The sequence below is a fragment of the Tundrisphaera lichenicola genome (assembly GCF_051175385.1).
GTDB classification, from domain to species: domain Bacteria; phylum Planctomycetota; class Planctomycetia; order Isosphaerales; family Isosphaeraceae; genus Tundrisphaera; species Tundrisphaera lichenicola.
The window spans coordinates 4,196,918-4,221,903 of record NZ_CP195106.1 but is presented as its reverse complement, the minus strand read 5'-3'; the positions used below and the strand labels follow the sequence as shown (position 1 = coordinate 4,221,903).

The following is a 24,986-nucleotide window of genomic DNA, read 5'->3' as shown; positions in this document are numbered from 1 at the left end:
TACTCAAGGCAATGGGCCTCGGATGGTGGGCTGAGTCCTCAGCCCCGATTTCAAGGCCCTTCCGGACGGACGGAACGAGTCGATGTTTCAGCGAATCCTGGTCGCCAACCGCGGTGAGATCGCCCTGCGGGTCATCCGCGCGTGCAAGGAGCTTGGGGTTGAGGTCGTGGCCGTCTATTCGCAGGCCGACCGGGACGCCCCATACCTCGAGCTGGCCGACCGGGCCATCTGCATCGGCAAGGCGGTCAGCTCGGACAGCTATCTGAATATCCCCCGGATCATCGCGGCGGCCGAGGTGGCCGAGGTCCAGGCCATCCACCCTGGCTACGGATTCTTGAGCGAGAATCCACACTTCGCCGAGGTTTGCCGGAGCTGCAATTTCGAGTTCATCGGGCCGCCCCACGACGCGATCCGCCGGATGGGCCTGAAGACCGAGGCCAAGGCCGTGGCCCAGGCCGCCAAGGTCCCTTGCGTCCCGGGCTCGGATGGCCCGGTGGGCGATGATGCGGAAGTCGTCCGGTTGGCCAAGGCCATCGGCTTCCCGGTCCTGATCAAGGCGGCGGCGGGAGGCGGTGGCAAGGGGATGCGGGTCTGTCGCGAGGAATCCTCGCTACTCACCTCGCTCCGCTCCGCGAAGAACGAGGCCGAGGCCGCCTTCAAGAATGCCAGCGTTTATCTCGAAAAATTCATCGACCGGCCCCGGCACGTCGAGGTCCAGATCCTCGCCGATTCGCACGGGAACGTCGTCCACTGCTGGGATCGTGACTGCTCGCTCCAGCGCCGACACCAGAAGCTGGTCGAGGAGGCACCCGCTGCCTCCCTGCCGCTGAAGGTCCGGACCCGGCTTGGCGAGGCCGCCGTCCGGCTCGCCAAGGCCTGCGGCTACGTGAACGCTGGGACCTGCGAATTCCTGGTCGACGCCGACAATAACTTCTATTTCATCGAGGTCAACGCCCGGATCCAGGTCGAGCATCCGGTCAGCGAGATGATCACCGGGATCGACCTGGTTCAGCAACAAATCCGGGTCGCTTCCGGTGAGAAGCTGCCCTTCACCCAGTCCGACATCAAGACGACCGGACACTCGTTCGAGTGCCGGATCAACTCCGAAGACCCCGACCACGACTTCCGACCTTCCCCGGGTCGGATTACGAACCTGAAGATTCCCGGCGGTCCCGGAGTCCGCTGGGACTCCCACGTCCAGGTCGGATACAGCGTCCCGCCAAACTATGACTCGCTGGTCGGCAAGCTGATCGTGCACGCTCCCAGTCGTGTCGAGGCGATCGCCCGGATGCGGAGGGCCCTCGACGAACTTGCGATCGAGGGAATCCAGACCACGATTCCTTTACATCGTCGAGTCTTCCGGAATGCCGACTTCATCGAGAACCGGGTCGATACCACCTGGGTCGAGCGGGTTTTGATGCCGCCCAAAGCCTCCTCGACTTCCTGAGAAGCTTCGGGTTCCCGACTTCCGCGATCGAAAACCAAATCGGCCACGACCTCGCCAGTAGCGCGGTCGTGGCCGAATAATAGGTGACGTTGTTTCCCCGTCGAGACGGGGAGGGTTTTACCCGAATATCAGGACGAGCGGCGACGACGGGCGATCGAGACGCCGGTCAGGCCGGCCAGGCCCAGCATGGCAACGGAAGCGGGCTCGGGGACGGCAACGGTCAGGCTGGCGGAATCCGAGATCGCTCCCCCGCTCTGGGTGAAGCTGAGCCGCATCACTGCGGAGAGAGGGCTGGAAGGGGTACCGAAGGCAGTACCGCCCGTGAACAGCCCGCCCACCAGGAACGCACGAGTGCCGGCGCTGGCGGCAACCTCGGTGATCGTGGTCGCCTGGAAGACGCCGAACGCCGTGCTGCTCAGGCTGAACGTGGAGGGATCCCCGATGGTCAGCGGACCATCGACGATCAAGGTCTGGACGGGTAGCATCAGGAAGTCGCCGGTCCGGCTGCCGTTGGTCACCACCGTTCCCAGTTCGAATGAGGTGGCGCTGTTGATGTCCGCCGTGTTGATAGTGGGGATACCAATATCAGCGAATCCCTGGCTACCGTAGCTGAAAGCAGCCTGGGTCGTCGAGGACATTCCAAGAGCCAGAGCAGCAAGGACAAAGCAGGCACTGAGACGCGAAATCTTGGTCATTAGATTCAATTTCTCCAGCATCAAAGGTGGTTGAGAGGCCGACACGATCGGCGAGGCTCATCACCGACTCCGAGATCACGGATCCCGAGCCGAACGGCAGGCAAGAGAGCCGATCCAGGCTTGATAACTCCAGATCGCCCCCCCCCGCGAATCGTCCTCCAAGACGAGCTCGGAGGCCAATCTTCGCGATTGACTCAAAAATGATGGTAACCCATGGACCTTCCCGGGGTTGAACCCAAATCCTTCTCATTCCGCCGAGCCTTCTGACGCGAATCGCGTCGGGATATTCGAACTTCGACGCATCAAACGCGAGCCTTCTGGCAATATTGCCGCGAAGGCCGATCCGACGGCGACGCTCGGGATCCCGGGAACCATCCAGTAGTGACTTCCCAGGATCATCCATCACTTGAAAAGTGAGAGGCCTCGACGAACCTTGGCGATCGGACTCGGGTTGAGCTCCTCCTCGCCAGGGAGATCGCAGCTTTCGTAAGGTGGCCCGGGTCGTCTCATTTTCAGGCTCCGGCTAGCTTTGCACGACATCCACCTAGATCGCAAGCGATAATCACAAAAGTTTATAAAAAGTAACAATGGTTCGCATACACTCGACTCTATCTTCCGCAGCTTTCTAAATGCATGCCTCGGATCAAGCAAGGCGACAGGCGAAGAAACAAGCCAAACTAAGGGCAAAATCACGCCCGGTATCGCTTATTTACCCAGACGTCATCGCAGTCTTATTCACCCGTTAACAAAATCGACCTAATTAATTCGTCGACGCTGGCACCTTCGCCCCCCAACCCGCACGCTCGATCACGGGCCGATTCACCCGGAGTTTCAAACAGCTGGGTGTCTCTTTAGTTGGAATGTGTACGTCTCCTGAACACGGTCTTGTCCCACCCCGGCATCAGCAAAAGCCAGGCCATCGCCCGTCCCGAATTCGAATACCGCCTGGTTTTTGCCGGAGGAATCAAGCCAAAAGCGGTTCAGGCAAAGCTTTCCCAACCCGAGAGCAATTGAAGACTCGCATGCGCACATGGAACTCAACCGGTAGAATGGATGGTCCTCCTCGATAGCGGATAAGGATGCCCTTCTCTGCGAGGTCTTCGACTCGATCCATCCCGAGAGTCGATGGGGCCTAGGACGGCTTCAGGCTGGCAAGGGCCTTGGAACTTGCATAATTGATCCACCCTTGGCAAGCTCCGACTCCACTTGCCGGGCCATCCCCTTGGACTGTACAGTAGGTGAGCAACAGGATGTCGATGCAAGGCGAGAGAACCGGACGAGAGGAGGAACAGAGTCGCGATGAATCCGTCTCTCGACGCTCCGCCGCTGGAGATCTACCTTCTTGGCACGGTCGATTTCGACGAGATCCAGCAAGTCCAGCGTCGCCTCGTCTATGATCTCGGGGAAAACGAGCGAGCAGGTGGAGCACTGATTCTTTGCGAGCACCCTCCGACGATCAGCGTGGGTCGTTCGGGAAGTCGGGCCCACATCCTGGCGGACGATCCGGAGTTACGTTCACGAGGCATGGCCGTTCGATGGATCAATCGGGGTGGCGGTTGCGTCCTGCATCTTCCCGGTCAGCTTGTCGGCTATCTCGCGATGCCCCTGAACTCCTCCCGGCTGGATCTGCAGAGCTACATAGAGGGACTTCATAGGGTCCTTGTCGAGGTCCTGGCCGAATTCGACCTGCCGGCATCGACCCAGCCCGACCAACCGGGGGTCTTCCTCGGCCAGTCGCGCGTCGGCTCGGTCGGCGTGGCGGTCAGCCGATGGATCGCCTATCATGGTTTCACCCTGAATGTTTCGACGTTCCTGGAACCCTTCGAGGTCCTCGAAGAAATCCGGCCCGGCCCGTCGAAGCTGCCGATCCGCCAGACATCGATGGAATCGCGTCGGCAGCGACCCGCCCCGATGGCGAAGGTCCGCGAAGCGGTGATCCGCCGGGTCGAATCGGTCTTCGGACTGGAGCGGCACCACCTCTACACGCATCATCCCCTGATCCGTCGGAAGGTCGGCACTCATGCCTACGCCTCGAGCCTCGGATGACCTCGCCACCCTCTCGGTCCTGACGGCCGAAGAGGTTGTCGCCGACGCCCCTCGCCGGAGACTTCCCGCCTGGCTGAAGCGTCCGATCCCCTCGTCGAGAGGGACTTACTTCACCAAGGATCTGATCGGCGAGCTGGGCCTGGAGACGATCTGCGAGAGCGGGAAGTGCCCCAATCGTTCGGAATGCTGGACCCGACGGACCGCCACCTTCATGGTCCTGGGCGAGACCTGCACCCGCCCTTGCGGTTTCTGCGCGGTGAAGCGAGGCAAGCCCGAAGAGGTCGCCTTCGACGAGCCCGATCGACTGGCCGAGGCGTGCGCCCGCCTCGGATTGAAGCATGTCGTGATCACCTCGGTGACCCGCGATGACCTGCCCGATGGCGGGGCCGATCACTTCCGCCGCTGCATCCTGGCCGTCCGAGAACGCACCGGCGCGACCATCGAAGTCCTGACCCCCGACTTCGATGGAGATACCCGGTCCATCGAGGTCGTCCTGGCCGGCGAGCCCGAGGTCTTCAACCACAACCTGGAGACCGTGGCCCGGCTCCAGCAGTACGTCCGACGGAAGAGCCAGTACGCCGTCAGCCTCGCCGTCTTGCGTCACGCCAAACTCGCCTCGCCGAAGGTGAAAACCAAGAGCGGCCTGATGCTTGGGCTGGGGGAGACCACCGGCGAGGTCCTGGAGACCCTGGCCGATCTCCGCTCGGTCGGCTGCGATTTCCTGACCCTCGGCCAGTATCTCCAGCCCTCTCCCCGGCACCTCCCCGTCGACCGCTACCTGCCCCCCGAAGAGTTCGACGAGCTGGGCCGACTGGCCCGATCGATGGGCTTCCTCGAAGTGGCCAGCGCCCCGTTCGTCCGGTCGAGCTACCACGCCGACGAGATGGCCGCCCATGCGATCGACGACTGATCCGGGACGAACCGGGAGATGCCCTCCTGTGTCGGCCTCGCATCGGCCGAGTTGACTCGTCGATTGACGACGCTTGAGACGCGTCGACCGTTTCGATCATAATTGCCCACCCCTCAGACTGACCTGCGTCGTGCGAAGTGGAAGCGAGTGAAGCATGCCCGAGACCCTGTTCCAGAAAGTCTGGGATCGCCACGTCGTCAAGGCGACGGATGAGGCCACGCTACTTTACATCGACCGGCACCTGATTCACGAGGTCACCAGTCCCCAGGCATTCGACGGCCTCCGGCTGGCCGGGCGGAAGGTCCGCCGACCGGAACTGACCATCGCGACGGTCGACCACAATGTGCCGACCGAGCACCAGCTCGACATCAAGGAGCCGATGTCGAGGCGGCAGGTCGAGACCCTCCGGACCAATTGCCGCGATTTCGGCGTGACCCTCTTCGATGTTCACGGAGGCCGTCAGGGGATCGTCCACGTCATCGGCCCCGAGCTGGGACTGACCCTGCCGGGGACCACGATCGTCTGCGGCGACAGCCACACCAGCACCCACGGCGCCTTCGGGGCCCTGGCCTTCGGGATCGGCACCAGCGAGGTCGAGCACGTCCTGGCCACCCAGACCCTCTGGCAAGGGAAGCGGCCCACCTCGTTCGGGATCGAGGTCCGGGGCAAACTGGCTCCCGGCCTGGAGCCGAAGGACATCATCCTGGCCATCATCCGCAAGATCGGCACCGGCGGTGCCACCGGGACGGTGATCGAATACTTCGGCCCGGCGATCGAGGCCCTCTCGATGGAAGGGCGGCTGACGATCTGTAACATGTCGATCGAGGCCGGGGCCCGCGCGGGCCTGATCGCCCCCGACGACACCACGATCCAGTACATCGCCAAAGGGGATCGCCCCTTCGCCCCGAAGGGAGCCGCCCTCGACGCGGCCATCGCCGACTGGAAGTCCCTGAAGACGGACGACCCGTCGGCGTTCGACCGCCACATCGTCATCGATGCCGACCAGATCGCGCCCCAGGTGACCTGGGGAACCAACCCGGCGATGACCGTCGACGTCACCGGCCGGGTGCCCGAACCCGACCAGGTCCCCTTCTCCAGCTCCGAGGATGCCCGGAGGGCGCTCGACTACATGGGCCTGACGCCGGGGACCCCGATGACCGAAATCCCGGTCGATGTGGTCTTCATCGGTTCTTGCACCAACGGGCGGATCGAAGACCTGCGAGTGGCCGCTGGAGTGTTCCGGGGTCGCAAGGTCGCCCCGAGCGTCCGGGCCTTGATCGTCCCCGGCTCGGAGCAGGTCCGCCATCAGGCCGAGGCCGAGGGCCTGGACCGGGTCTTCCGCGAGGCCGGGGCCGAGTGGCGGGAGTCTGGGTGCAGCATGTGCTTGGCGATGAATCCCGACAAGCTCACCCCTCAGCAGCGATCGGCCAGCACCAGCAACCGCAATTTCGAGGGCCGGCAAGGCCCCGGAGGCCGGACCCATCTGGTCAGCCCGGCCATGGCCGCAGCCGCCGCGGTGGCGGGACATTTCGTGGACGTCCGTCAGATGCTGACCCAGGGGAATTGACCGACCGATGGAACCGTTCACGACGCATCGAGGCAAGGTCGCGGTCCTCGACTGGACCGACGTCAACACCGACCTCATCATCCCCGCCCGCTACCTCAAGAGGGTCGAGCGGGTCGGCTACGGCCCCTTGCTGTTCGCCGACAAGCGTTACGTCCCCGGCGGAGCACCCGAGGCCGATAACCCCGAGAAGCACGGACCCGAGGCCCCGGACTTCCCGCTGAACAAACCCTCGGCCCAGGGGGCGACCGTCCTTGTGGTAAGGAAGAATTTCGGCTGCGGCTCCAGTCGCGAACACGCCGTCTGGGCAGTCGCCCAGGCGGGGTTCCGGGCCGTGATCGCCCCGGTCAAGGGGGAAGGGTTCGCCGACATCTTCGAAGGCAATGCCTACGGAAATGGCTTGCTCCCCCTCGAACTCCCCGAGGCCGAGTGGGAAGCGATTGCCGAAGCCGGCCGGAGCGAAGGCGGGGCCGAGGTCACGATTGACCTTCGAGCCTTGACCGTTACCGTCCACCCGTCATCGGGTTCGGACCAGACCTTAGCCATCGAAGTGCCCGAGACCCAGCGTCATCGGCTCCTGAACGGTCTCGACGCCATCGCCGAAACCTTGCTCGATGAACCGTCGATCCGGGCTCATGAGGAGAGAGCCCCAGGCTGGATCACTCCCCAATCCGCCTGAGAGAACGAAGGATCCGGGCGGGTCGCCAACTCGTCGACCCGCCCTAGTTGACTCGCTCAACGATATTTGTGGTGGAACAATCCACCCTGGGCTGGTTGGGGCAAGAAAAGCTGGTAGACGGCCGGGGCGTAGGCTGGTACCAGGTACGTCGGGGCGGCACCGCCGGTCGGCGGCCTGGCCTCTGACGTGCTTTCGTTCTTCGCCTCCGGCTGCTCTCCCAGGACCGACAGGGCAAGGCTTCGAGCATCCTCACGCTCGGCGGTGGTCAAGCTCGACGAGGGCTTGCCCAGCTCGTCGGCGTAGAAGTCCCCGGCGTCGCGGATCAATTCGTCCCGTTTCTTCTCGGAGGACATGCTCGTCTTCGAGTAAGAATCCAGGCGATCCTTGACGAGTTGGACGACCTTCTCGCTTTGGTCCTTGCTCAAACCGGCAAGATCGGTATCCGTCCCGGGGGCGGCCGCTGCGGGAGCCGCCGCCGAACTCTCTGCCCCCGAGGTCTTCACCAGCTTCCACTGGTACATCGCGGGAGCAGGGGCGGCCGCAGCGGGGGCGGCTGCCGCCGGAGCCGCCGCAGGGGCCTGAGCCGCGTAAGGAACGAGGTTGTAGGTCGCCGGTGGAGCCTGGGCGGCCCCATAGTAATAGGCCGGAGCGGGAGCATAAGCCGCGACCGGATAAGCGTAGTTCTTGGCCTTGTGATGCTTCGCGGGCGGAGCGTACGCAACCGGAGCATATGCGGCGGGCGCGTAGGCCATCGGGGGAGCATAGGCCGCCGGGGCCGGGGCAAAAGCCATGACCGGGACCGTCGGGACCAGATAAACCGGCTGGGGAGATCCGTGATGCCCGCCAGCCTGCGCCGTCGTCGCGATCGTCATCGCGACCATTCCAGAAAGCACAAAAATATTAGCTAGCTTGTTAAAAATACGCATTGTACGATCGTGCCGTGCGGTTCGGTGATCAACTCCATGATTAAAGCAGGACAGGTCTCCGTACCCGACCCTCACACGCAACCTCGAAACGAATGCTGTTCGAATCCGTCCATTAAGAGGAAATATACCCTGGGATCGACGTTGAATGGGCAAAATTCCCAAATCGATATCGGCTAGCCAATTTCACCTAGACCACCCAGGGTATTCCAGCCACGAAAGCAGGACCGCCATGATAGACCGATTGATGCGGGAGAGAATCGCCTTATCGGCGTTTTTTGTCATCCTGATCGTCTGCGGGAGCGATGCATCGGCCTCGGGACGATACGATCCCAGCTCCGGGTTATTTTATCTTTCCTATACATATGCCCGGCTGCCGAATTCGAGCAATTCCGCTCAGGCCTTGCTCAGTGCCGAGGTGGGTCGCACGCCCGAACTCGACTCCTTGGTCGCTCAATTCTATCAGGTTGTCAGCGATGACCTCGGCAAGGTCACGGCCGGCAAGGGCTACCTCGCCCCTCCACAATACACGGACGACATCCGCAAGGCCGACATCCTGATCTCGCCCGACACCCCATTCACGCTCGGTGGAGGATACCGGGGAGGCTGGGGAACACTCAATGGATTTTCCTCAAACACTGGCCAGCTTGCGATTTACGTCCAGTCCTTGAAAGAGGGACGATATTCGACCGAGGGGCAACGGCTGACCATCGTCCACGAACTATGCCACTACCTTTTCGGTCTCCCCGACGAATACGGGGCCCAGTACTGCCCCCTGCCCGGATCACCGGGCGGGAAGGGCTGCATCATGGACAATTACAATAGCCGGACCTGGCCGGGATACCTCTGCTCGAATGTCGGCACCTTCAGCCACAACGCCCGAGCCGTGACTTCGAGGGATCCGAGCATCCCGGCCGAGAAGTCATGCCAGGAGATCGTGGAAGAATTCTTCGGCAAGTACGGGGTCGACAAGAACGCCCGGTTCGTGGCGCCCAGCTCGGGAGCCGCCCTGACAGCGGGCAGCGCGACCGGAATCCTCCCGGTGGACCTCGCGTTGAAGGCCCAGGACAAAACCCGGTCGATGATCAAGGATCAGGAGGCCAGGGGGTTGAAAGCCGATCGGCGGACCCTGCTCCGCAAGGTCACGGGCATCGTCTTCGACCTGCTCAAAGAAAGCGAGATCGCCAAACCTTCCAACCTGGGGGACATCGCCACGCTTGTCCTGGAATCGGTGGGCGTCCCGCCGATCGTCCCCAAGACCCTCGAACTGCTTGCCCCCGTGCTGAAGGCTGAAGCGAAGAAGCTGGCCCAGTCATTGGCCAACCGGCCAGGCCGAGGCCGCTCGATCTTCGACGGTCTCCTCAAATTCGTCTCGAATCCCGGCTCGGGCCTGGCCCCCCCTCCCATCGGCGACGAGGAAATCGACTTCCTCAAGGACCTCGCCAAGCAGGCCGAGAACGAGGTCCAGAGCACCGTGCTGAACCCCGACGATTCCCAGCTCCTCTACCTCAGCCAGATCGCCGCGAAGCTGGACGCAATCCTGATCGACAACAAGGTCCCGGGGGCGGTCGATGCCCGCGACTTGACCCGCAAGCTCGATTCCGAATTCGCCAAGCTCGGCAAGATCCCCAACGAGGTGGAAGACCCATTCAAGAAGGCCAGGGCCACTCTGGTCATCGCCCCGCCGATCACGAATGCCTTCCCCGGGCCAGGCTCCATCGATGACGTTTTGGTCTATCCCGAGGAGCGACGAAATTACAACGAACTCCGGAGAGATTGCGTCCTCCAGTTCGACGACCTGATCGATCGAGATCGAGTGAGCACGATGTTCGGTCTCACCGAGAGCGTGGGGGTGGATTTGAGCGATAACGCGGCGCGCACGACGAACCAACTTCGGGCGGGGATCGACAACACGACGAACCAACTTCGGGCGGGGATCGACAATCGGATCAAGCAGGACAACGCGGCAGCTCAGGAGTCCATCAAGCTTGAGAACCAGTTGGGCGAGATTGGTAAAGAGGGGTTGATACGCGATCGGACGAACCAGATCCTCGGCCTCCTGGACCTCGTCGCGCAAGAAATCCGCCGAGATACGATCAAGAACGTCGCCGTCCTGGTCCCCCCCGGAGGACTGCCCCCTTCGATTATCGAGAAACTCGAGAATCTCAAGCCGATCCTGATCGGCAAGACCGACTTACGCCTTGATATCGTCCAGGTCGGAACCGCGCCGATCCCGAGGCAGCTTCGCGACTTCTCGGCACGCTCGGACGGTTCGATCCTCACGGTCACCGACCAGGACGAGGTCGGGGCGGTCAGCCAGCGGCTCGCCAACGACCAGTCGCAAGGCACCTGGGTCAATTTCCCGCTCCAGGGGACCATCCTGTTCCAGAAACGAGACGAGCCGATTGCTCGACCAGCCGATAAGGACGGGCCGATCGCGTTCACGCTGTTCCAGCGGATGATTCGCGACCGAATCGCCTACCCGGTCATGGAGTCGGATACGTTGCCGGACGAGACGCGATTGGCCCTCCGGCCGGTCTACCTCGACTCCGCTTCGCGATATCAGTTTGTCGCAGGTTTCACCCGAGGCCTGACCGTCCCGACCGACAACAACGAGGACATCGACCTCACCGGGATCACTTCGGACAAAAACGCTCCGGACAAGATCACCCCGGAGATCCGGCTCATCAAGCATCAGATCAACGTGGAAAATTCCAGGGAAAGGGCCGATCTCGAGAGCGACATCAATCGTCCCTATCGGGAATCCCCGTCGGATAATCTCAAATATCAGCCGAGCAAATCGAGCACCAACGTCCTGGTGTTCGAACTCCCTCCCACATCCGAAGGCGGCGTGGGGGAGGGCTGGTATACCCCGGTCTTGGTCCTCAAGAAGAAGAACTTCAACTGGCCGAAGTCGTGGAACCCCGCCAACAAGGATGCTTCGGGCGAGTTCGATCCCGCGAAGAATGCCTCCAGCGAGTTCAGGCCGAAGCAGGGGGAGGGGCTGAACTTCACCTTCTCGATCGGCACTCCGCGATCGAATGCTCAACTGATCCCCAAGCTGATCCAGGACGCGCCGAAGGATCCGAACAGTTCATATCAGGGGACGCTGCCGGCCGACGCGAAGCAGGCGGTGATCTCGGCACAGATGATCGTCGGGGCTCCGGTGAAGAATGCGCGGGTCACCGGACTCTTCCAGAAGATCGAGGCCGGCGTTACCCCGATCCGCTTCCAGGAATTCCCGCTCAAGGACGACGGCCAGGCTCCGGACAAGGTGAAGGACGACGGCGTCTACACCGGGGTCATCCCGCTGGTCGCCATCCCTCGCCGAGCCGCGGACTATCGGGTCGGCATCTCGGCGGAATACCAGGATGGGACCGCGTACATCGACCTGGCCGAATCGATCCAGGTTGCCGGGAAGCAGGAGGAACTGGTGAAGGACCGCGCAGTCCCGATGTTCCAGAGGTCGACGTCCTTGAACTTCCACGTCGAAGGGGAACTCGCCGATCAGATCTTCTTGATTAACAACCCGGCACCCGTAGCGGGAGGCACGCCGGCCGCCCCGCCGGTCCCCAAGCCTACCGAGAAGCAGCCAAGCAGCCCGAAAACAGAGCCGCAGAAGTAAGCCGGGGCGGGACCAGGTCCGGCTCTTCAGGTCGATCCCGAGCCTCGACCGAGTTCAGAGGATCGAACACTTCGAAGACGCCTGGAGATCTGATGGAAATGCGACGCCCTCGAAGTCACCCAACCGGGCGACCTCGAGGGCGTCGAGAGTTCGAATCCGGGCGTGATCGCCTGGCTCGATCAATGAAAGAGCGAGAATCGACGATGACTCGACGGATTGCTCTGCGGTGAGGGGGCCGGCCCAATGGGCGGGGGGGGCTCGGCGGGAGGAGGTTGCTGTGCAAAAACCGGCGGGTAGTACCCTGGGGGAGGCGCCTGAGCATAGGGGGCCGTCGGGAAAGCAGTGAGCATCGGTTGTCCAACCGGGAGATATCCCCCCATCGGGGCATACCCCGCCGGAGCGGGAGCATAAGAGGCCGGAGCCTCGGCCACGGCGATCCTGGGATAGCCACGCCGGACCAGATTCCGCCCGATTCCTGCGAGCATCCGGTCAATCGGCCCAGGGGCATTCGCCACCATCACACCGGGTGCCGCCGCGGCCGGGGCGGGGGCTGGGGCCGGGGCGGGCGCATAGGCGGGGGCCGGGGCATAGGCGGGCATCGGGGCGTATCCCATCGGTGCCGTCGGTGGCGCGGCAGCGGGTGGAGCGGGGGCCGGCATCATCAGGTTCATCGGTGCCGGGGCTGGGGCCGGGGCCGGAGCGGGTGCCGGTGGCGCGGCTCCCATCTGGAGCACCGTCACCTGGGGAGGAGGCGATGGACCCACGATGATCTGTTGAGGCTGCTGCTGGACGACCATCGTTGGCGGGGCCAGATTCACATAAGTCGGAGCCGCCGCAGGGATCGGGGCGGAATAGGCCGGCTGGGCATAATATTGCGGGGCGGGGACGTACTGCTGAACTGGCGCCGGAGGGGTATAGGAGGCGGGGGGTTGCTTGTCCGGAACGAACGGGGGAGGGGTCTGAGGCGAGGGAGCGTTCTGCGAGGAAGGAGCAGCTCCGCCGTGAGTATGGGAGGTCTTCGACAACTGATCGTCGGCAGGGGCTGAGGTATCGGCAACACTCCGGCGTTCGATCAGCCCCTGTGAGGCTAGCCATTCGAGCATCTCGGCAGCATTGCGAACACCCCGCTTCGAACTGGCCATTTCCAGCCCTTTCGATCCCTTTCGGTAGATCGCGACCAGCGGGAGGTCCGCCGCGGTCAGTCCTCGACACTGATCGGGGTAGGACTCCGCGGTGATCTCGGTCAGGGGCATCGATGCAGCGAGCGAGCGGAACGCGGGCAGATAGGTCATCGCCGCCTTGAGCTTCAACGAGTCCGGGCTCGATCTCGAGGTCAGCAGGACCACAGTCGGGCGACCGGTGGTCAACGTCTGGTTCATCGCTGCGGGCACGGAAGTCCAAATTTCGGACGGCGGGGATGCCTGCTGCGCGGAGCAGATCGAGGCAGGATGACCCCACGCGATCATGAGAGCCATTATCAACGGGACCGGCCTCAAAGCGGCCCGTCCGAACCATCGCGCGGTCATCATCGCATCGACTCCTTCCGGAGGATCCATCGAGGACGGGTTACCTAGCTCTTCGGTCTCACATCGACCTGATCTGGCCCGCTGGATTTCTCGGCCCGCTCCAATCCACCGGCCATCGCTCGGAAATGTTCGGCCAGCCGGCTCCGCTGATCGCGGGTCAGGGCGGCCGACTGGCCTTCGGGTCGCCCCAGGTCGAGCCCCTCGTGCTTCAGGGTTTCGATCATCCGAAGCGTCAGTGGGACGAATAGCTTCTCGGTCCAGGTCGAACGTAGTTCGGGAGCCCGTGGTATGACCGAATCGAGTCTCCGGGATAGCTCGCTGTAGGCTTCCTCGTAGCTCTGATACAGTTCCATCCGAGCGGCGATCTCGGAGAAGATCCGGGAAAGCTCAGGTGCGAGTTGCTCTACGCCCGAAATCGAGAGGACCGAGGCGCGAGTCAGTTCCTCGGTCGGAAGTCGTGGAGCAACCGGGTTTGTTCGAGCCGGAGCAGTTGCCTTGGTCGAGGGCGAATCGGGCAATGCGGAACCGACCGTGACGCTCACATAATCGGGCTCGGCGATCTTGTCACCCGAGGCGATTACCAACGCAAATTGATAGACCCCCGGGGCGGTTGGCACGAAGGTATAGTAGCAACCGGCCTCCAGCTTCAGGGCAACGGGAGGACCGCCGGCCTGGATCCAGCGAAAGCCCACCTTGCCCTTGGGCTCGCTCCTGATCCCATTCAGGGTGACCTGACGTCCGACGGTCCCGAGCAGGTCGTCTCCGGCATCGGCCTTGAGGGTTGGATCGCGTGCCTCGGCCCCCGTGGGCTCGACCGGGATCGTCAGTGCAGCGGTCGACACTCCTTGGGCATTCCCGACTATCAGGAGGAATCGAAGTGGCTCGTCGGTTTCAGGGACGACCAGCGATGTGGTACTTGCCTCGGGTTGTTCCAGGTTAACGGCCGGTCCTTCGGTCTGGACCCATCCGAACCGGAGGTCTCGTCCCGTCGAACCGTCGGACTTCAGGGTGATCCGAAGCCCTGGGGAGGCTACTCCCTCAAATCGGGCGACCGCCTTGGGAGCCTCTGACGGGGTCGGGGGAGCTTGTCCCCGAACGGGTTGCGTCGAGGCCAGGGCCAGGCCGGCGATCAGAAGGAGCGCCGATGGACCGGAATTCCCCCTCGCTCGAACCGAGATCAGGACCACGATTTCCCCCTCCGTAAGGGTCTCTCTCCCCCTTGCTCCGCAAAGGTGAGTCACCCTCTCATCGGCGGGTTTGGCGCGGATCTTGATCCAGCAAGCTCAAATATTCCGACATCGCATCAAAACACCCTGATATCCGGACGCTCAGGTCGGGATCCCGGAATCCATCCGTTCGGGGGTTTTGGGCGTGCGACTCAACGGCAAGATCAAGGGCAGGGCGGCCAGCACCAGCACGGCAGCAATCGCGAACACGGGGGGATACCGGCCATCAAAAGCCGAAACGCCGAGAGCGAAGAATCCCCCGCCGGTGACGCTGAGATTGGTCACCGACATGAAGAGTGCACAGGTCGACGCCGGCATCCTCGGGTCCGACGCTTCCATCGCCAGGACATAGAAGAGGGCGTCATCCCAGCCGTTGGCCAGTCCGAAGGCAAATGCCGCCAACCCGGCCGAGATCCCGCCCGTCACGGCCGCCTGTCCCATCGTCGAGCCCGCCAGGGCGACCACTCCGATCAGGAGTGTCCAGCCTCGCCCGATCCTCCGCATCCCGAGCCCCATCGCGATCGCTCCGACCGCGCGACCCAGATACCGGATTGCCCCGAGCTGGCCCACATCCTGTTCGTCGAATCCGATGTGATGGTAGTAGGGGCTCAGGTTGATCTCGACCGCGTAGGCCACGATCGCATAGAGCGTTCCGAAGGCAAGCAGGATCAAGGAGCGTGGCTTGATCAGGACTCCCAGGGCCTCCCACTGAAACCCCTCGGCGATTCCGATCTTCGGTGGCTCCCGAAGCACGATCTGGAGAAAGAACGGAATCAGGCCCAGCCCGACGATGGCCCAAATCACCCCATCTCCCTGGCCTGGCCCATTGCCCGTCTGCTTCAACCAGTAGCCAAATCCCACGGATGTTCCCATCGCCGCGAAAAACCGGACGGCGACCAGTGCACCCTGGAGCCTTGCTCGGTCCTCCGGCGCGGTCGCATCCAGGATCATCCCGTCGGTCGCCGTGTCGTAAAGCGCCAGGCCCAGGACCGTCAGGACGGCCATCACCCCGAAGCCCACCAGGTGCAGGCCGGGATTGACCAGGGAGAGCCCCAAAAGCCCGATCCCCTGCATCAGCAGTCCCAGGACGATGAACGGCCGACGATGCCCGAGTCCCAGGAGGTTGATCCGGTCCGAGAGCGGCCCTCCCAGGAATCGGAGGACCAGGGGCAGGAGGGCCAGACTTCTGACCGTGCCGATCGCCCCTTCGGAGACCCCGGCCTTCGACATGTACTCCTGGTTGAAATTGAAAAAGTAGGAGATCACGATCCCCTGAATCGCGTACAGCGACCCGAAGAGGGTCAGGTGCAGTAGGCTGAGCCCTCGGGGACGATTCACGGTCCACTCCCACCAGAGTTTGATGTCCGAATTCGCCCGGCAGGCTTCAGGGGACATCCTCTCGCCGATCGAACCTATTTCGATAGCCGGAGCATCCCCAAGATGTCGAAAATCGACCATCGGTGTTGACCGGTTTTCACTCGACGACGGAAGGCTCTCCGTGAATCGAGAGCGGGTGTCTCACGAGAGAAGTGGCGAGAGGCCGGCCGAGGCCAGCCTCACAAGGACCGTTCCTCGAACCGAGATCCGATCAATTCGGACTGCCGAGCAGATTATCGAGAGCCGCGCCGGCAGCCTTCCGGGCGTCATTCTTCAAGGCTTTGGCCCGCTGCTTCATCTCATCCTTGGCGCCCTGCACGGCGTTCTTGACGCCTACCTCGGCATCTCGAACCTTTCCCTGCGCGTCCCGGGCGACTCCGCGAACGCCACCCTTGATCTCGTCCGCAGCCTGCTCGACGCTGCCGATGGTCTTATCGCCAAGGGCTTTAACTCCGTCGATGGTCTGGTTGGCCGACTCCACGGCGGTGGCCTTCAGGTCACCGACTCCTTCCTTGACGTTACCAACAGTCTGGCGGACCTCGCGGTCGACGCTCAGGAGGGCCGGATCGAGGGTGCTGGGGGCTTCGACGAGGGAGGGGGCGGTCGCCTCAACGGGAGCGAGAGGCACCGGTTCGGCCGCGACGGAGGGGGGCGTTTGAGCCGTAGTTTTGCCCTCAGCGACGGCAGGTGAGGCGGGACTTTGGGGGTCCACCGACGGTTGACCGTCCGAGCCGCAGCCGAAGGGACTGACGATCAGGCCGAGGGACGCGAAGAACATCGGGATGCGGGGCATTGTTTTCTTCATGTCGATCCTTGACTTCTCGAGGTCGCCGACGAGCGGTCACATCTCCCACGATAGCGAGACCCCGCCCGAAGGCGCGCACATGATACGGTCCCTGCTGGGTCCGGCAAGATCGCTTTTCGTCCCGGGACGGATCGATTGATGAGTGGTCCCGCGATCTATTTGCGGAAACTCAAGGTACTGAATATGAGGACGAACAGGGCCATGCCCCGGAGGACCAAGGCGTGGAGCGACGATTCCGGCCAGCCCGCCGATCGAACGATCACACCCCTCGACGAGTCGATCATACAGGTTGAGGGGATCCCCTTCGCGACCATCCGGACACCCAGGGCATCGAGTCGATTAGGAAGACATATCCCGACAGGAAGATCGACGGCAGGATCGTGCCCATCCACATCTGACGGGAGGCATCATGGGTCGCGGCACACGTCGAGATCCAGGGCCCCAGGCCTGGCATCGTCGAGGAAAACGGCAACATCAAGATCAGGAGGACGCCGAAAGGGCCGTGGATCGGCACGCGAAAGGCGACTCGCATCAGCAGGGCGATCCCGCAAAACTCGAGGAGTGTCAGGACCAGAAAGGGCGTCACGATGTGGAGGATTTCCTCACGGGCAATCGAGGTCGCCCTTCGAACGGAATCGATGGCAGTCACGGCCCGGCCTCCCCCGGATCCCTGAGCGCCACGGTTGTGGGCCAGCCCGACGAAGAAAACTTCGAGGCTTGGTTCGGCCCGGAATGACTCAATGACATCCAGGCAGATTTCCGCCTGATCCAGGCTTGAGTACAGCCTCGCGTGGACCGGCTGATCGAGATGGTCGCCTCTCGGATGCCGGAGTGGGCTCGTAGTCGCTCCAGGAGCCCGGCGACATCCGGCCCGCACAATTCCACCTTCGAGTCCCCGGTGGCAGAACCTCCGCCCGATGCTTCAACTCATCCGGAGTGCCTGCCGCGAGCGACCGGCCCTGGTCCAGGTACCGAGGTATTACGTCGTGACGATCCGTCGACCACTCGAAAACTCGTCATCCGCAGAAAAATCAATGGACTTCTTACAGGAAAGTTGCTTTAGATGATATTGAGAACCGACAACGCTCATGAAGGGCGATGCCGATCAGGCTAAGGTGGCCCCGACATGCGACCTCTCGCATGGCGGGGCCTTTCGTTTTCCACCCCGGAACATTCGGGAATGTCCCGCCGAGTCGCGGGGCAACCTCGGACCGAATTCCCAACCAGGATGGATCGAAGCGGAGGATAGCCATGTCTCTCGCCGCCGAGAAGCAGATGGAGCACCTGGGAGAGACCTGCGGGTGCGCCGATCACGACCATGACCTGATCCACGAACTGAGCAAACGGCTCGACGCGCTTTGGCGCTACGACCGGCGGATCACAACGAGGAAGGCCGCGCCGACCTTCAGAAGTTCTGGAAAGACCTGAAGCGTCAGGAAATAGAGTCTGTCAAGCGTCTCAAGCAGTTGCTGAGAGAGGAAATCCGCGAGCATTGCTTCTGAGCCATTTCGGGCCGGCATGTCTAGACCATCCCTCACCGAAGGGCCAGTTTCAACTTGTACGGCGATGTGCTGCTTCGTGGTCTCGTGGTTGACGGATCGAGGGTAAACCCTCCTTCTTCCGAAGTCCCGGACTGCGTGATGGGCCATTAATCCCGGGTTCCGGTATGACCCGCAAATCGATTCGTCATGAAACCTGACAACAACTGAGGAGAAAGCCATGGCGGAAGTCAAAGATGCCCCCAGGTCGAAGACCGAGGTCGCGAAGGGTCAGGGCCATATGACCGAAGTGGAACGCCGATCATCGTCGGCGGGAGAGGGCAATCCACTGTCGATGATGTACCGGCTTGCTGATGAGATGGACCGGGTCTTCGAAGACCTCGGCCTCACGATGCCAAACGTCCTCGGACGAGGTCGCGAGATGCTGAGACGCGAAAGCGGCCTGATCCCGTCCGGTTGGTCACCAAGGGTCACCATTCGCGAGAGCGAGGGCCAATTCCTGGTCAGTGCCGACCTACCCGGGTTGTCCAAGGACGACATCAACGTCGAACTCCTGGAAAACATGCTCGTGATCCAGGGTGAGAGGAAGCAGGAGAAGAAGGAGGAACGCAAGGGCTTTTCGTACAGCGAGTGCAGCTTCGGTAGCTTCTACCGCGCCATCCCTTTGCCAGAGGGAGTCGACTCCTCCAAGGCGTCTGCCGAGTTCCGCAACGGCGTACTCGAGATCTCCATGCCTGCACCTCGGCGTGCCGAGACCCATACTCGCCGACTTGAGATTCAAGAGAAGAAGTAGGCCATCCCGGTTGCGAATGGTCGCCTGCCGTGTTTTTCGCGATCGAAAGCCAGTCCGAACCGCCTCGAGGAGGGTCTAGATGAAGGGCGACAAGGAATTGCAGATCGACGTGCTCGACGAGCTCCAGTGGGAGCCGAGCATCGATGCGGCCGAGATCGGGGTCACGACACGCAACGGCGTCGTGACGCTGACTGGTAGTGTGCCGACCTACAACGAGAAGGTCACCGCCGATCGGATGGCCAAGCGAGTCTATGGCGTCAAGGCGGTGGCCAATGACATTGAAGTCCGGCCACGCGGCGTCGGAGAGCGTACCGACACGGACATCGCCCAGGCGGCGATCCATGCCTTGCAGTGGAAGACCACCGTGCCAGACGAGCGAATCAAGCTCTCGGTCAGCAAGGGCTGGGTCACTCTGGAGGGCGAGGTCGACTGGCATTATCAGAAGGAATCGGCCGAGGAAGCGGTGCGTCACCTGCTCGGCGTCCGCGGTGTGATCGATCAGATCTCGATTAAACCCGAGGTCTCGGCGGCCGAGGTCAAGTCGCGGATCGAGGCCTCCTTGAAGCGTTCCGCCGAACTCGACGCCAAAAAGATCCGCGTGGAGACTCACGACGGCAAGGTGACCCTGATGGGAGATGTGCACTCCTGGTCGGAACGTCAGGAAGCCCAGGCGACCGCGTGGTCCGCTCCGGGTGTCACCCAGGTCGACAACCAGATCACCGTGTCCCCGTGGGCAACCTGATCGACTCACCAATGAGACGGGTCCACGCGATGGCGTGGGCCCGTCGCGAAGATTCTCCAGGTTCAGGGTCCATCGATATCGCAGGGATTGGGCCGAGTTTTAGCAGGATCCATCAGGGGGAGGATTCCGATCGATGGCCGTGGATTATCTCCTTTTCGCCGGCCCTGCAAACCCTGCCCTCGCCTCGGGGATCGCGGCCGAGCTCGGGATTCGGACCTCCATTTGCTCTTTCGGACAATACCCGGATGGAGAGATCTCCGTACGGATCGACGAGCCGGTACGAGGCCGCGACGTCTTCGTCATCCAGCCGACGGGGCCACCCGTCAATGATCACCTAATCCAGTTGCTGACGTTTGCCGACGCCTGCCGACGCGCCTCCGCGCACCGAATCACCGCCGTGGTCCCTTACCTCGGCTACTCTCGATCCGACAAACGACACGGCCAGCGCGAGCCGATTACGGCCAGCCTTGTGGCCCGAATGATCGAGGCCTCGGGCATCGATCAGATCCTTACATTCGACCTGCACGCCGAGCAGATCGAGGGGTTCTTCCGCATCCCCGTCGATTGTCTGACCGCCGTCCCGACGCTCTGCCGAGCCCTGCGCGATCAGGTACCGTCCGATGTACTGATCGTCTCGCCGGACACCGGACGGGTCAGGATGGCCACCGAATTCGCGCATCGGCTCAATACCTCGGTCGTCGTCCTGCACAAAAGGCGAAGCGCCGGACGGGACCCCGAGGTCACCCATGTCGTCGGCGACGTGCGCGGCCGATGCTGCCTGATCATCGACGATCAGATCTCGACCGCGGGCACGATGGCGCGGGCCATTGAGGCCTTGGTTGCGGCCGGTGCCCGTCCCGAGATCACCATCGTCGCCACCCACGGACTCTTCGTGGGTGATGCAAGAACGAAGCTCGACCATGAGGCGATCCGACGGATACTCGTCACCGATAGCGTGGCCGAGACCGAACCCTCGTGGGCCACGATCCAGAGGGTATCGATCGCTCCGCTGCTGGCGGCGGCAATCCGGCGGATCCAGTCCGATGGGTCGCTCGGAGACCTCTTCCAGGACGCCTTCTGTTCTGTTCAATCCGCACCGGTAGCCCACTGAGTCGAGATCGCAAGGGAAGATCATGGCCACTTCATTCCGAGACCGGACCGAGGCCGGCCGCCAGCTGGCCAGAAAGCTAGCCAAATATGCTCGGCGACCCGACGTACTCGTGCTGGCCCTGCCACGAGGCGGTGTCCCTGTGGCTTACGAGGTGGCGCGAGCGTTGGAAGCCCGGCTAGATGTCTTCGTCGTCCGCAAGCTTGGGGTTCCCGGCAACGAGGAATTGGCCATGGGTGCAATCGCATCGGGAGGCGTCTGCGTGCTCGATGACGACATCGTCCAGGCCTTGCAGATCCCCCGCCAGGTCGTCGAGGCGACCATGGCCCGAGAATTGCGCGAGCTCGAGAGGCGCGAGCAGGAGTACAGGGAAGCCCAACCGCCACCGGAAGTCCGTGGCCGCACGGTGATCCTGGTGGACGACGGACTGGCCACCGGCTCCACGATGAAAGCCGCCGTGACCGCCCTCAGGCAGCTCCAGCCGGATCGGATCGTGGTCGCCGAACCGACCGCGGCGACCGAGACCTGCGAGGATTTCCGTCACCTGGCAGACGAATGCATCTGCGATATCACACCAGATCCGTTCTATGCCGTCGGTCTCTGGTACGAGGACTTCTCACAGGCTACCGATGATGAGGTCCGCGAACTTTTGAAGAATGCCGCGGACCCGATCGTGACCAGGACGGGTCGAGAGGAGGAGGAATTCTGATGACGGCCAAGGCTCCTGACCTGAACTTCAACCTCGCGATCGAGGCCCTTCGAAGGGCGGCCCAGCCACTCGTCGGCGATGCGGAAGACTACGATCCTTTGATGGATCTGATCGGCGATGCTCGATTCGTTCTCCTGGGGGAGGGCGTGCACGAGTTCTACCACGAAAAAAAAGCTCAAGTCACCATGCGGCTGATCCGAGAGAAGAGCTTCACCGCAGTGACCGTCGTTGCCGTCGGGTCGGTTCCTTACCTCGTCAATCGTCGTGGCATGCAAAGTCTTCGATATCAAACGGTTCACGGATCGTCTCCTGCATGCCGACCGCTGGTTGGCAGAGGATGCCAGGACTCACAAGCTTCGCCTCGGCTCCTTCGGAGCCAGTACAGGCGTCGGAGTCGCCATAGTTGCGGCCGCCCGGGCCCTGAGGCGAATCGGTGCGGTCGTCTCTCGAGGTGGACGACATTGCCTGGGGCGACCGGCCGAACGTCAAGGCCCCGACCCGACTGATCTTCGATGGCCAAGACCAGTATGCCCTCGAACTGAACCGACAGGCGCAAACCATGTTTTCGATGCCCGAGTGAGCTGGTCACCGTACCCGGAGCCACACACCCCGTTCTCGAACCGGGAACTCTGGAAGAGGTCGCTCGCCTTGTAGTTCGCTGTTTCCACGCCATCTCGGCGGGACGATATGCAGAGATCGGGTATTCGAAGAGCAGGGGCGGACCGATGATTCGGGCTGTACCGGCGATGATTCGTGCGAAGTCTGAGGGAAAGCCCATTCAAACTCTCCTCACATGAAGGCGACCTCCACCATTCCTGGAAATTCTGGAGTCAGATCATGCCATGCTTCCGGACCATTCTCGTAGCGGCCGACTTTTCCGAGAGATCGAAATCGGCGTTCCGATTCGCCTGCTCACTCGCGGAGGAGACCAAAACGCGGATCTTCGTGCTCCATGTTGCCGAAGAACCCTTTTCCGGGGGCCTGCTGGAAAGGATGGCGCCACGCAAAGTTACTGATCGTACAAAGCAAAACGCCCTCGAAGAGTGGCTGAGGGAAGAATACTCCCCGGATCGTCCCATCGAGGTCGAATATCGGATTGATGCGGGAATCATCACCGACCAGATCCTTCGACTGACCCACGAAGCTGGTGCGGACCTGATTGTACTGGGAACTCACGGCCGGAGCGGGGTTCGCCGCATCCTGGCCGGGAGCGTGGCCGAGGCCATCTTGCATCGGGCCGGTTGCTCGGTCCTGGCTCTGCATACACCAGGGCTCGACCGACCTACGGATGAGTCCATCCGCGTGATGCTTCATCCCACCGACTTCTCGGATCGCTCGGACGCCGCCTTGAGAGTTGCCCGGTTGATAGCTCGAGACCATGGGGCTCGCCTGCTTCTCCTCTACGTCGAGCCAATCGACTTCGTCGCGGGAGTTGCCCTCGGTGCCCCACTGAATCCGATAGGCTACCACGAGCCATTGATGCATCTGCGAGCCAAAGTCGATGGACGGGACCTCAAGTATCCCGTGGAGATGCAGTGCGAACAGGGCGATCCCGCAACCCAAATCCTGCGAGTGGCCGAGCAAATCCGATGTGACCTGATCATACTCGGATCACATGGTCGGACTGCCCTGGGTCGGCTGCTGATGGGCAGCGTCGCCGAGGCCGTCCTGCGTCGATCGAGCTGTCCCTCGCTGATCATCAAGCCAACCCGGGTCGAACCAGCTCGAGCGTCGGACACGCTGGCCGAGAAAGCCACTGTATTAACTTAGCACACCATCACATAAGAATGATTATCCAAAAACACAAAATCAAAAATTTGGATGAGCGTCGCCTAGATCGCACCCATCGAGGCTACGGTCCGTACGTCGAACATCGGGCTCAAGGAACTTGCCGAAGAGTTGAGCTGGCATGACAACCGCCAGCGTGCCTTCCAAGTACATCGAACGGTACCAGCCGCCTTGCGTGATCGGCTGACCAAATCCGAGGATGTCGACCTTGGTGCCCAACTTCCGATGCTCCTGCGGGGACTCATGTATGAGGACTGGAATCCGACCAGCAAGCCGATCAAGGATCGGAAGAAAGAGCGGATCCCGGAGCACATCGCCAAATCGTTCCGTGACGATACTGAGGACTTCCCAAAAGGGGGCATGAGCCTTTTCGAGATACTTCCGAGTCATGTGTTTGCCGGTGAAATCGGCGATGTAAAGCACGTCCTCCCGGCAGACATCAGGAAACTCCGGCCCGAAGGCGAGGCGACGCGTGGTTCGTAAGCAACTGCCTATCGACTCGTCGGTATTCCAAATAGTACGGCGAGAGGTTGCGGCCCTCGCGAACTCGGTCCCCTTGCTCGTCGAGGTCAGGTCCGAATGACTCGAGGCCCGGAACTTCGGCACGAATCGCCGAATTCGATTTCGATCCATCTGCGTTCAGGCTCGCCCGCCCCAACCAAGGTTAGGAGACGAAAATGCTAGAGGAGCTGTTCATCGACGAGCAGGGCCGATTTCAGATGCCCTCTGACCAGGTCGAGGCTTTCCTGGAATTCTTGCGAGAGAACAAGGTGCCTTGCACCGTGAAGGAACCCAACGCATTCAACACGGAGGGACGATCCTACAGCTACGCGAACCTTGACCACCGATACGACGCGGAGGAGGCCGCTAGTCTCTACCGGAATTGGAGGAGCTTTCGGGAAGCGAACCGAGAAAGTTCGCAGGAGACTCCCTGAAGATTCGGTTGCAGTGTCGAGGCAGCCGGGGCGATCGCTCAGGACCGCACGACACAACACGAGAACGCCTGATTACACGAACTTACAAATAGTCCACAAACAGGGAGAACCCATGAAGACTCGCACTGCCGTTCTTTTGATCTCAGCTTCCATCATCCTGACCGCCTCCATCCGAGTTCACCATGCGCGGGCCCAAGCATCTGGAGACGACAAGCAGAGCCCATCCGTCTCGCAGAGGGAGGCCAGAGCCTGGATGACTCACAAGCTGATCTCTTCGCAGAAGATCCTTGAAGGGCTGACGAAGGCCGACTTCGACCTGATCGAAAAGCAGGCTCAAAGCATGCAGATTCTCGGCTACCTCGAAGGCTGGCTCCAGGCCGACACCCCCGGCTACAAAACCCAGCTTCACGCCTTCGAAAACGCCAACGGGGCGATCATCCAGGCCGCGCGAGACAGGAACCTCGATGGAGTGACGATCGCCTACACCCAGCTCACGATCAGCTGCGTCCAGTGCCACAAGATCGTCCGTGACGTCGCGAAGGAATGACCCGATCGCCGTAGCCGATGCCGAAATGAATTCCGGGGGACT

Annotated in this window: 23 protein-coding genes; 16 read left to right on the top strand and 7 right to left on the bottom strand. The window is 62.1% G+C overall.

Going from position 1 to position 24,986, the window contains the following annotated elements; all coding sequences use genetic code 11:
* Window positions 1–82: 82 nt before the first annotated feature.
* Window positions 83–1,447, top strand: a complete 1,365-nt coding sequence (accC, locus tag P12x_RS16785) for an acetyl-CoA carboxylase biotin carboxylase subunit (RefSeq protein ID WP_435005506.1) — start codon at window positions 83–85, stop codon at window positions 1,445–1,447.
* A 128-nt stretch (window positions 1,448–1,575) separates the two neighbouring features.
* Here the strand turns inward: accC and P12x_RS16780 are convergent, their stop codons facing one another.
* Window positions 1,576–2,142, bottom strand: coding sequence for a PEP-CTERM sorting domain-containing protein (locus P12x_RS16780; protein ID WP_435005504.1), 567 nt, complete (start codon window positions 2,140–2,142; stop codon window positions 1,576–1,578).
* 1,299 nt (window positions 2,143–3,441) lie between these two features.
* Between P12x_RS16780 and lipB the strand changes: the two genes are divergently transcribed.
* From lipB to leuD, 4 genes are all read left to right on the top strand, one after another.
* Window positions 3,442–4,188 carry a lipoyl(octanoyl) transferase LipB gene (gene lipB / locus P12x_RS16775; RefSeq protein WP_435005502.1) on the top strand — a complete coding sequence of 249 codons (747 nt, stop codon included), beginning with the start codon at window positions 3,442–3,444 and terminating at the stop codon, window positions 4,186–4,188.
* Window positions 4,163–5,098 carry a lipoyl synthase gene (gene lipA / locus P12x_RS16770; protein ID WP_435005500.1) on the top strand — a complete coding sequence of 312 codons (936 nt, stop codon included), beginning with the start codon at window positions 4,163–4,165 and terminating at the stop codon, window positions 5,096–5,098. Before lipB ends, lipA begins: the two co-directional genes overlap by 26 nt.
* Before the next feature lie 154 nt (window positions 5,099–5,252).
* The gene (gene leuC, locus P12x_RS16765) at window positions 5,253–6,665 is read left to right on the top strand and encodes a 3-isopropylmalate dehydratase large subunit (protein ID WP_435005498.1); all 1,413 of its coding nucleotides are present in this window, start codon (window positions 5,253–5,255) and stop codon (window positions 6,663–6,665) included.
* Between the two features lie 7 nt (window positions 6,666–6,672).
* Window positions 6,673–7,341 carry a 3-isopropylmalate dehydratase small subunit gene (leuD, locus tag P12x_RS16760; RefSeq protein ID WP_435005497.1) on the top strand — a complete coding sequence of 223 codons (669 nt, stop codon included), beginning with the start codon at window positions 6,673–6,675 and terminating at the stop codon, window positions 7,339–7,341.
* Between the two features lie 56 nt (window positions 7,342–7,397).
* On the opposite strand, the gene P12x_RS16755 is transcribed toward leuD, so the two are convergent.
* Complete coding sequence (locus P12x_RS16755; protein WP_435005495.1) at window positions 7,398–8,213, bottom strand: hypothetical protein; 816 nt, start codon at window positions 8,211–8,213, stop codon at window positions 7,398–7,400.
* A 283-nt stretch (window positions 8,214–8,496) separates the two neighbouring features.
* Between P12x_RS16755 and P12x_RS16750 the strand changes: the two genes are divergently transcribed.
* Entirely contained in the window at window positions 8,497–11,889 is a 3,393-nt protein-coding gene (locus P12x_RS16750) for a choice-of-anchor X domain-containing protein (RefSeq protein ID WP_435005494.1), read from the top strand.
* A 179-nt stretch (window positions 11,890–12,068) separates the two neighbouring features.
* On the opposite strand, the gene P12x_RS16745 is transcribed toward P12x_RS16750, so the two are convergent.
* From P12x_RS16745 to P12x_RS16725, 5 genes are all read right to left on the bottom strand, one after another.
* Window positions 12,069–13,268: a hypothetical protein gene (locus tag P12x_RS16745; RefSeq protein ID WP_435005492.1), complete on the bottom strand. Its 1,200-nt coding sequence runs from the start codon at window positions 13,266–13,268 to the stop codon at window positions 12,069–12,071.
* A gap of 191 nt (window positions 13,269–13,459) precedes the next feature.
* On the bottom strand, window positions 13,460–14,602 hold the full coding sequence (locus tag P12x_RS16740; RefSeq protein ID WP_435005491.1) for a hypothetical protein: 1,143 nt from the start codon (window positions 14,600–14,602) through the stop codon (window positions 13,460–13,462).
* A gap of 141 nt (window positions 14,603–14,743) precedes the next feature.
* Entirely contained in the window at window positions 14,744–16,036 is a 1,293-nt protein-coding gene (locus tag P12x_RS16735; RefSeq protein ID WP_435005490.1) for an MFS transporter, read from the bottom strand.
* 193 nt (window positions 16,037–16,229) lie between these two features.
* Entirely contained in the window at window positions 16,230–16,811 is a 582-nt protein-coding gene (locus P12x_RS16730) for a hypothetical protein (protein WP_435005488.1), read from the bottom strand.
* A 292-nt stretch (window positions 16,812–17,103) separates the two neighbouring features.
* The gene (locus P12x_RS16725; protein ID WP_435005487.1) at window positions 17,104–17,472 is read right to left on the bottom strand and encodes an ABC transporter permease; all 369 of its coding nucleotides are present in this window, start codon (window positions 17,470–17,472) and stop codon (window positions 17,104–17,106) included.
* Window positions 17,473–18,074: 602 nt separating this feature from the next.
* On the opposite strand from P12x_RS16725, the gene P12x_RS16720 reads away from it, so the two are divergent.
* From P12x_RS16720 to P12x_RS16675, 10 genes are all read left to right on the top strand, one after another.
* Window positions 18,075–18,251, top strand: a complete 177-nt coding sequence (locus P12x_RS16720) for a hypothetical protein (RefSeq protein ID WP_435005486.1) — start codon at window positions 18,075–18,077, stop codon at window positions 18,249–18,251.
* A gap of 291 nt (window positions 18,252–18,542) precedes the next feature.
* On the top strand, window positions 18,543–19,115 hold the full coding sequence (locus P12x_RS16715) for an Hsp20/alpha crystallin family protein (protein WP_435005484.1): 573 nt from the start codon (window positions 18,543–18,545) through the stop codon (window positions 19,113–19,115).
* A 79-nt stretch (window positions 19,116–19,194) separates the two neighbouring features.
* Complete coding sequence (locus P12x_RS16710; RefSeq protein ID WP_435005482.1) at window positions 19,195–19,857, top strand: BON domain-containing protein; 663 nt, start codon at window positions 19,195–19,197, stop codon at window positions 19,855–19,857.
* Window positions 19,858–19,990: 133 nt separating this feature from the next.
* Window positions 19,991–20,968: a ribose-phosphate diphosphokinase gene (locus tag P12x_RS16705; RefSeq protein WP_435005481.1), complete on the top strand. Its 978-nt coding sequence runs from the start codon at window positions 19,991–19,993 to the stop codon at window positions 20,966–20,968.
* A gap of 22 nt (window positions 20,969–20,990) precedes the next feature.
* Window positions 20,991–21,674 (top strand): phosphoribosyltransferase, encoded by a 684-nt coding sequence (locus P12x_RS16700; protein ID WP_435005480.1) that lies wholly within the window; start codon window positions 20,991–20,993, stop codon window positions 21,672–21,674.
* A 433-nt stretch (window positions 21,675–22,107) separates the two neighbouring features.
* Complete coding sequence (locus P12x_RS16695) at window positions 22,108–22,254, top strand: hypothetical protein (RefSeq protein WP_435005478.1); 147 nt, start codon at window positions 22,108–22,110, stop codon at window positions 22,252–22,254.
* Between the two features lie 257 nt (window positions 22,255–22,511).
* The gene (locus P12x_RS16690) at window positions 22,512–23,444 is read left to right on the top strand and encodes a universal stress protein (protein ID WP_435005476.1); all 933 of its coding nucleotides are present in this window, start codon (window positions 22,512–22,514) and stop codon (window positions 23,442–23,444) included.
* 129 nt (window positions 23,445–23,573) lie between these two features.
* Window positions 23,574–23,945 carry a DUF2267 domain-containing protein gene (locus P12x_RS16685; protein ID WP_435005474.1) on the top strand — a complete coding sequence of 124 codons (372 nt, stop codon included), beginning with the start codon at window positions 23,574–23,576 and terminating at the stop codon, window positions 23,943–23,945.
* Between the two features lie 194 nt (window positions 23,946–24,139).
* Window positions 24,140–24,397: a hypothetical protein gene (locus P12x_RS16680; RefSeq protein WP_435005472.1), complete on the top strand. Its 258-nt coding sequence runs from the start codon at window positions 24,140–24,142 to the stop codon at window positions 24,395–24,397.
* Window positions 24,398–24,650: 253 nt separating this feature from the next.
* The gene (locus P12x_RS16675) at window positions 24,651–24,944 is read left to right on the top strand and encodes a hypothetical protein (protein WP_435005471.1); all 294 of its coding nucleotides are present in this window, start codon (window positions 24,651–24,653) and stop codon (window positions 24,942–24,944) included.
* Window positions 24,945–24,986: the final 42 nt, after the last annotated feature.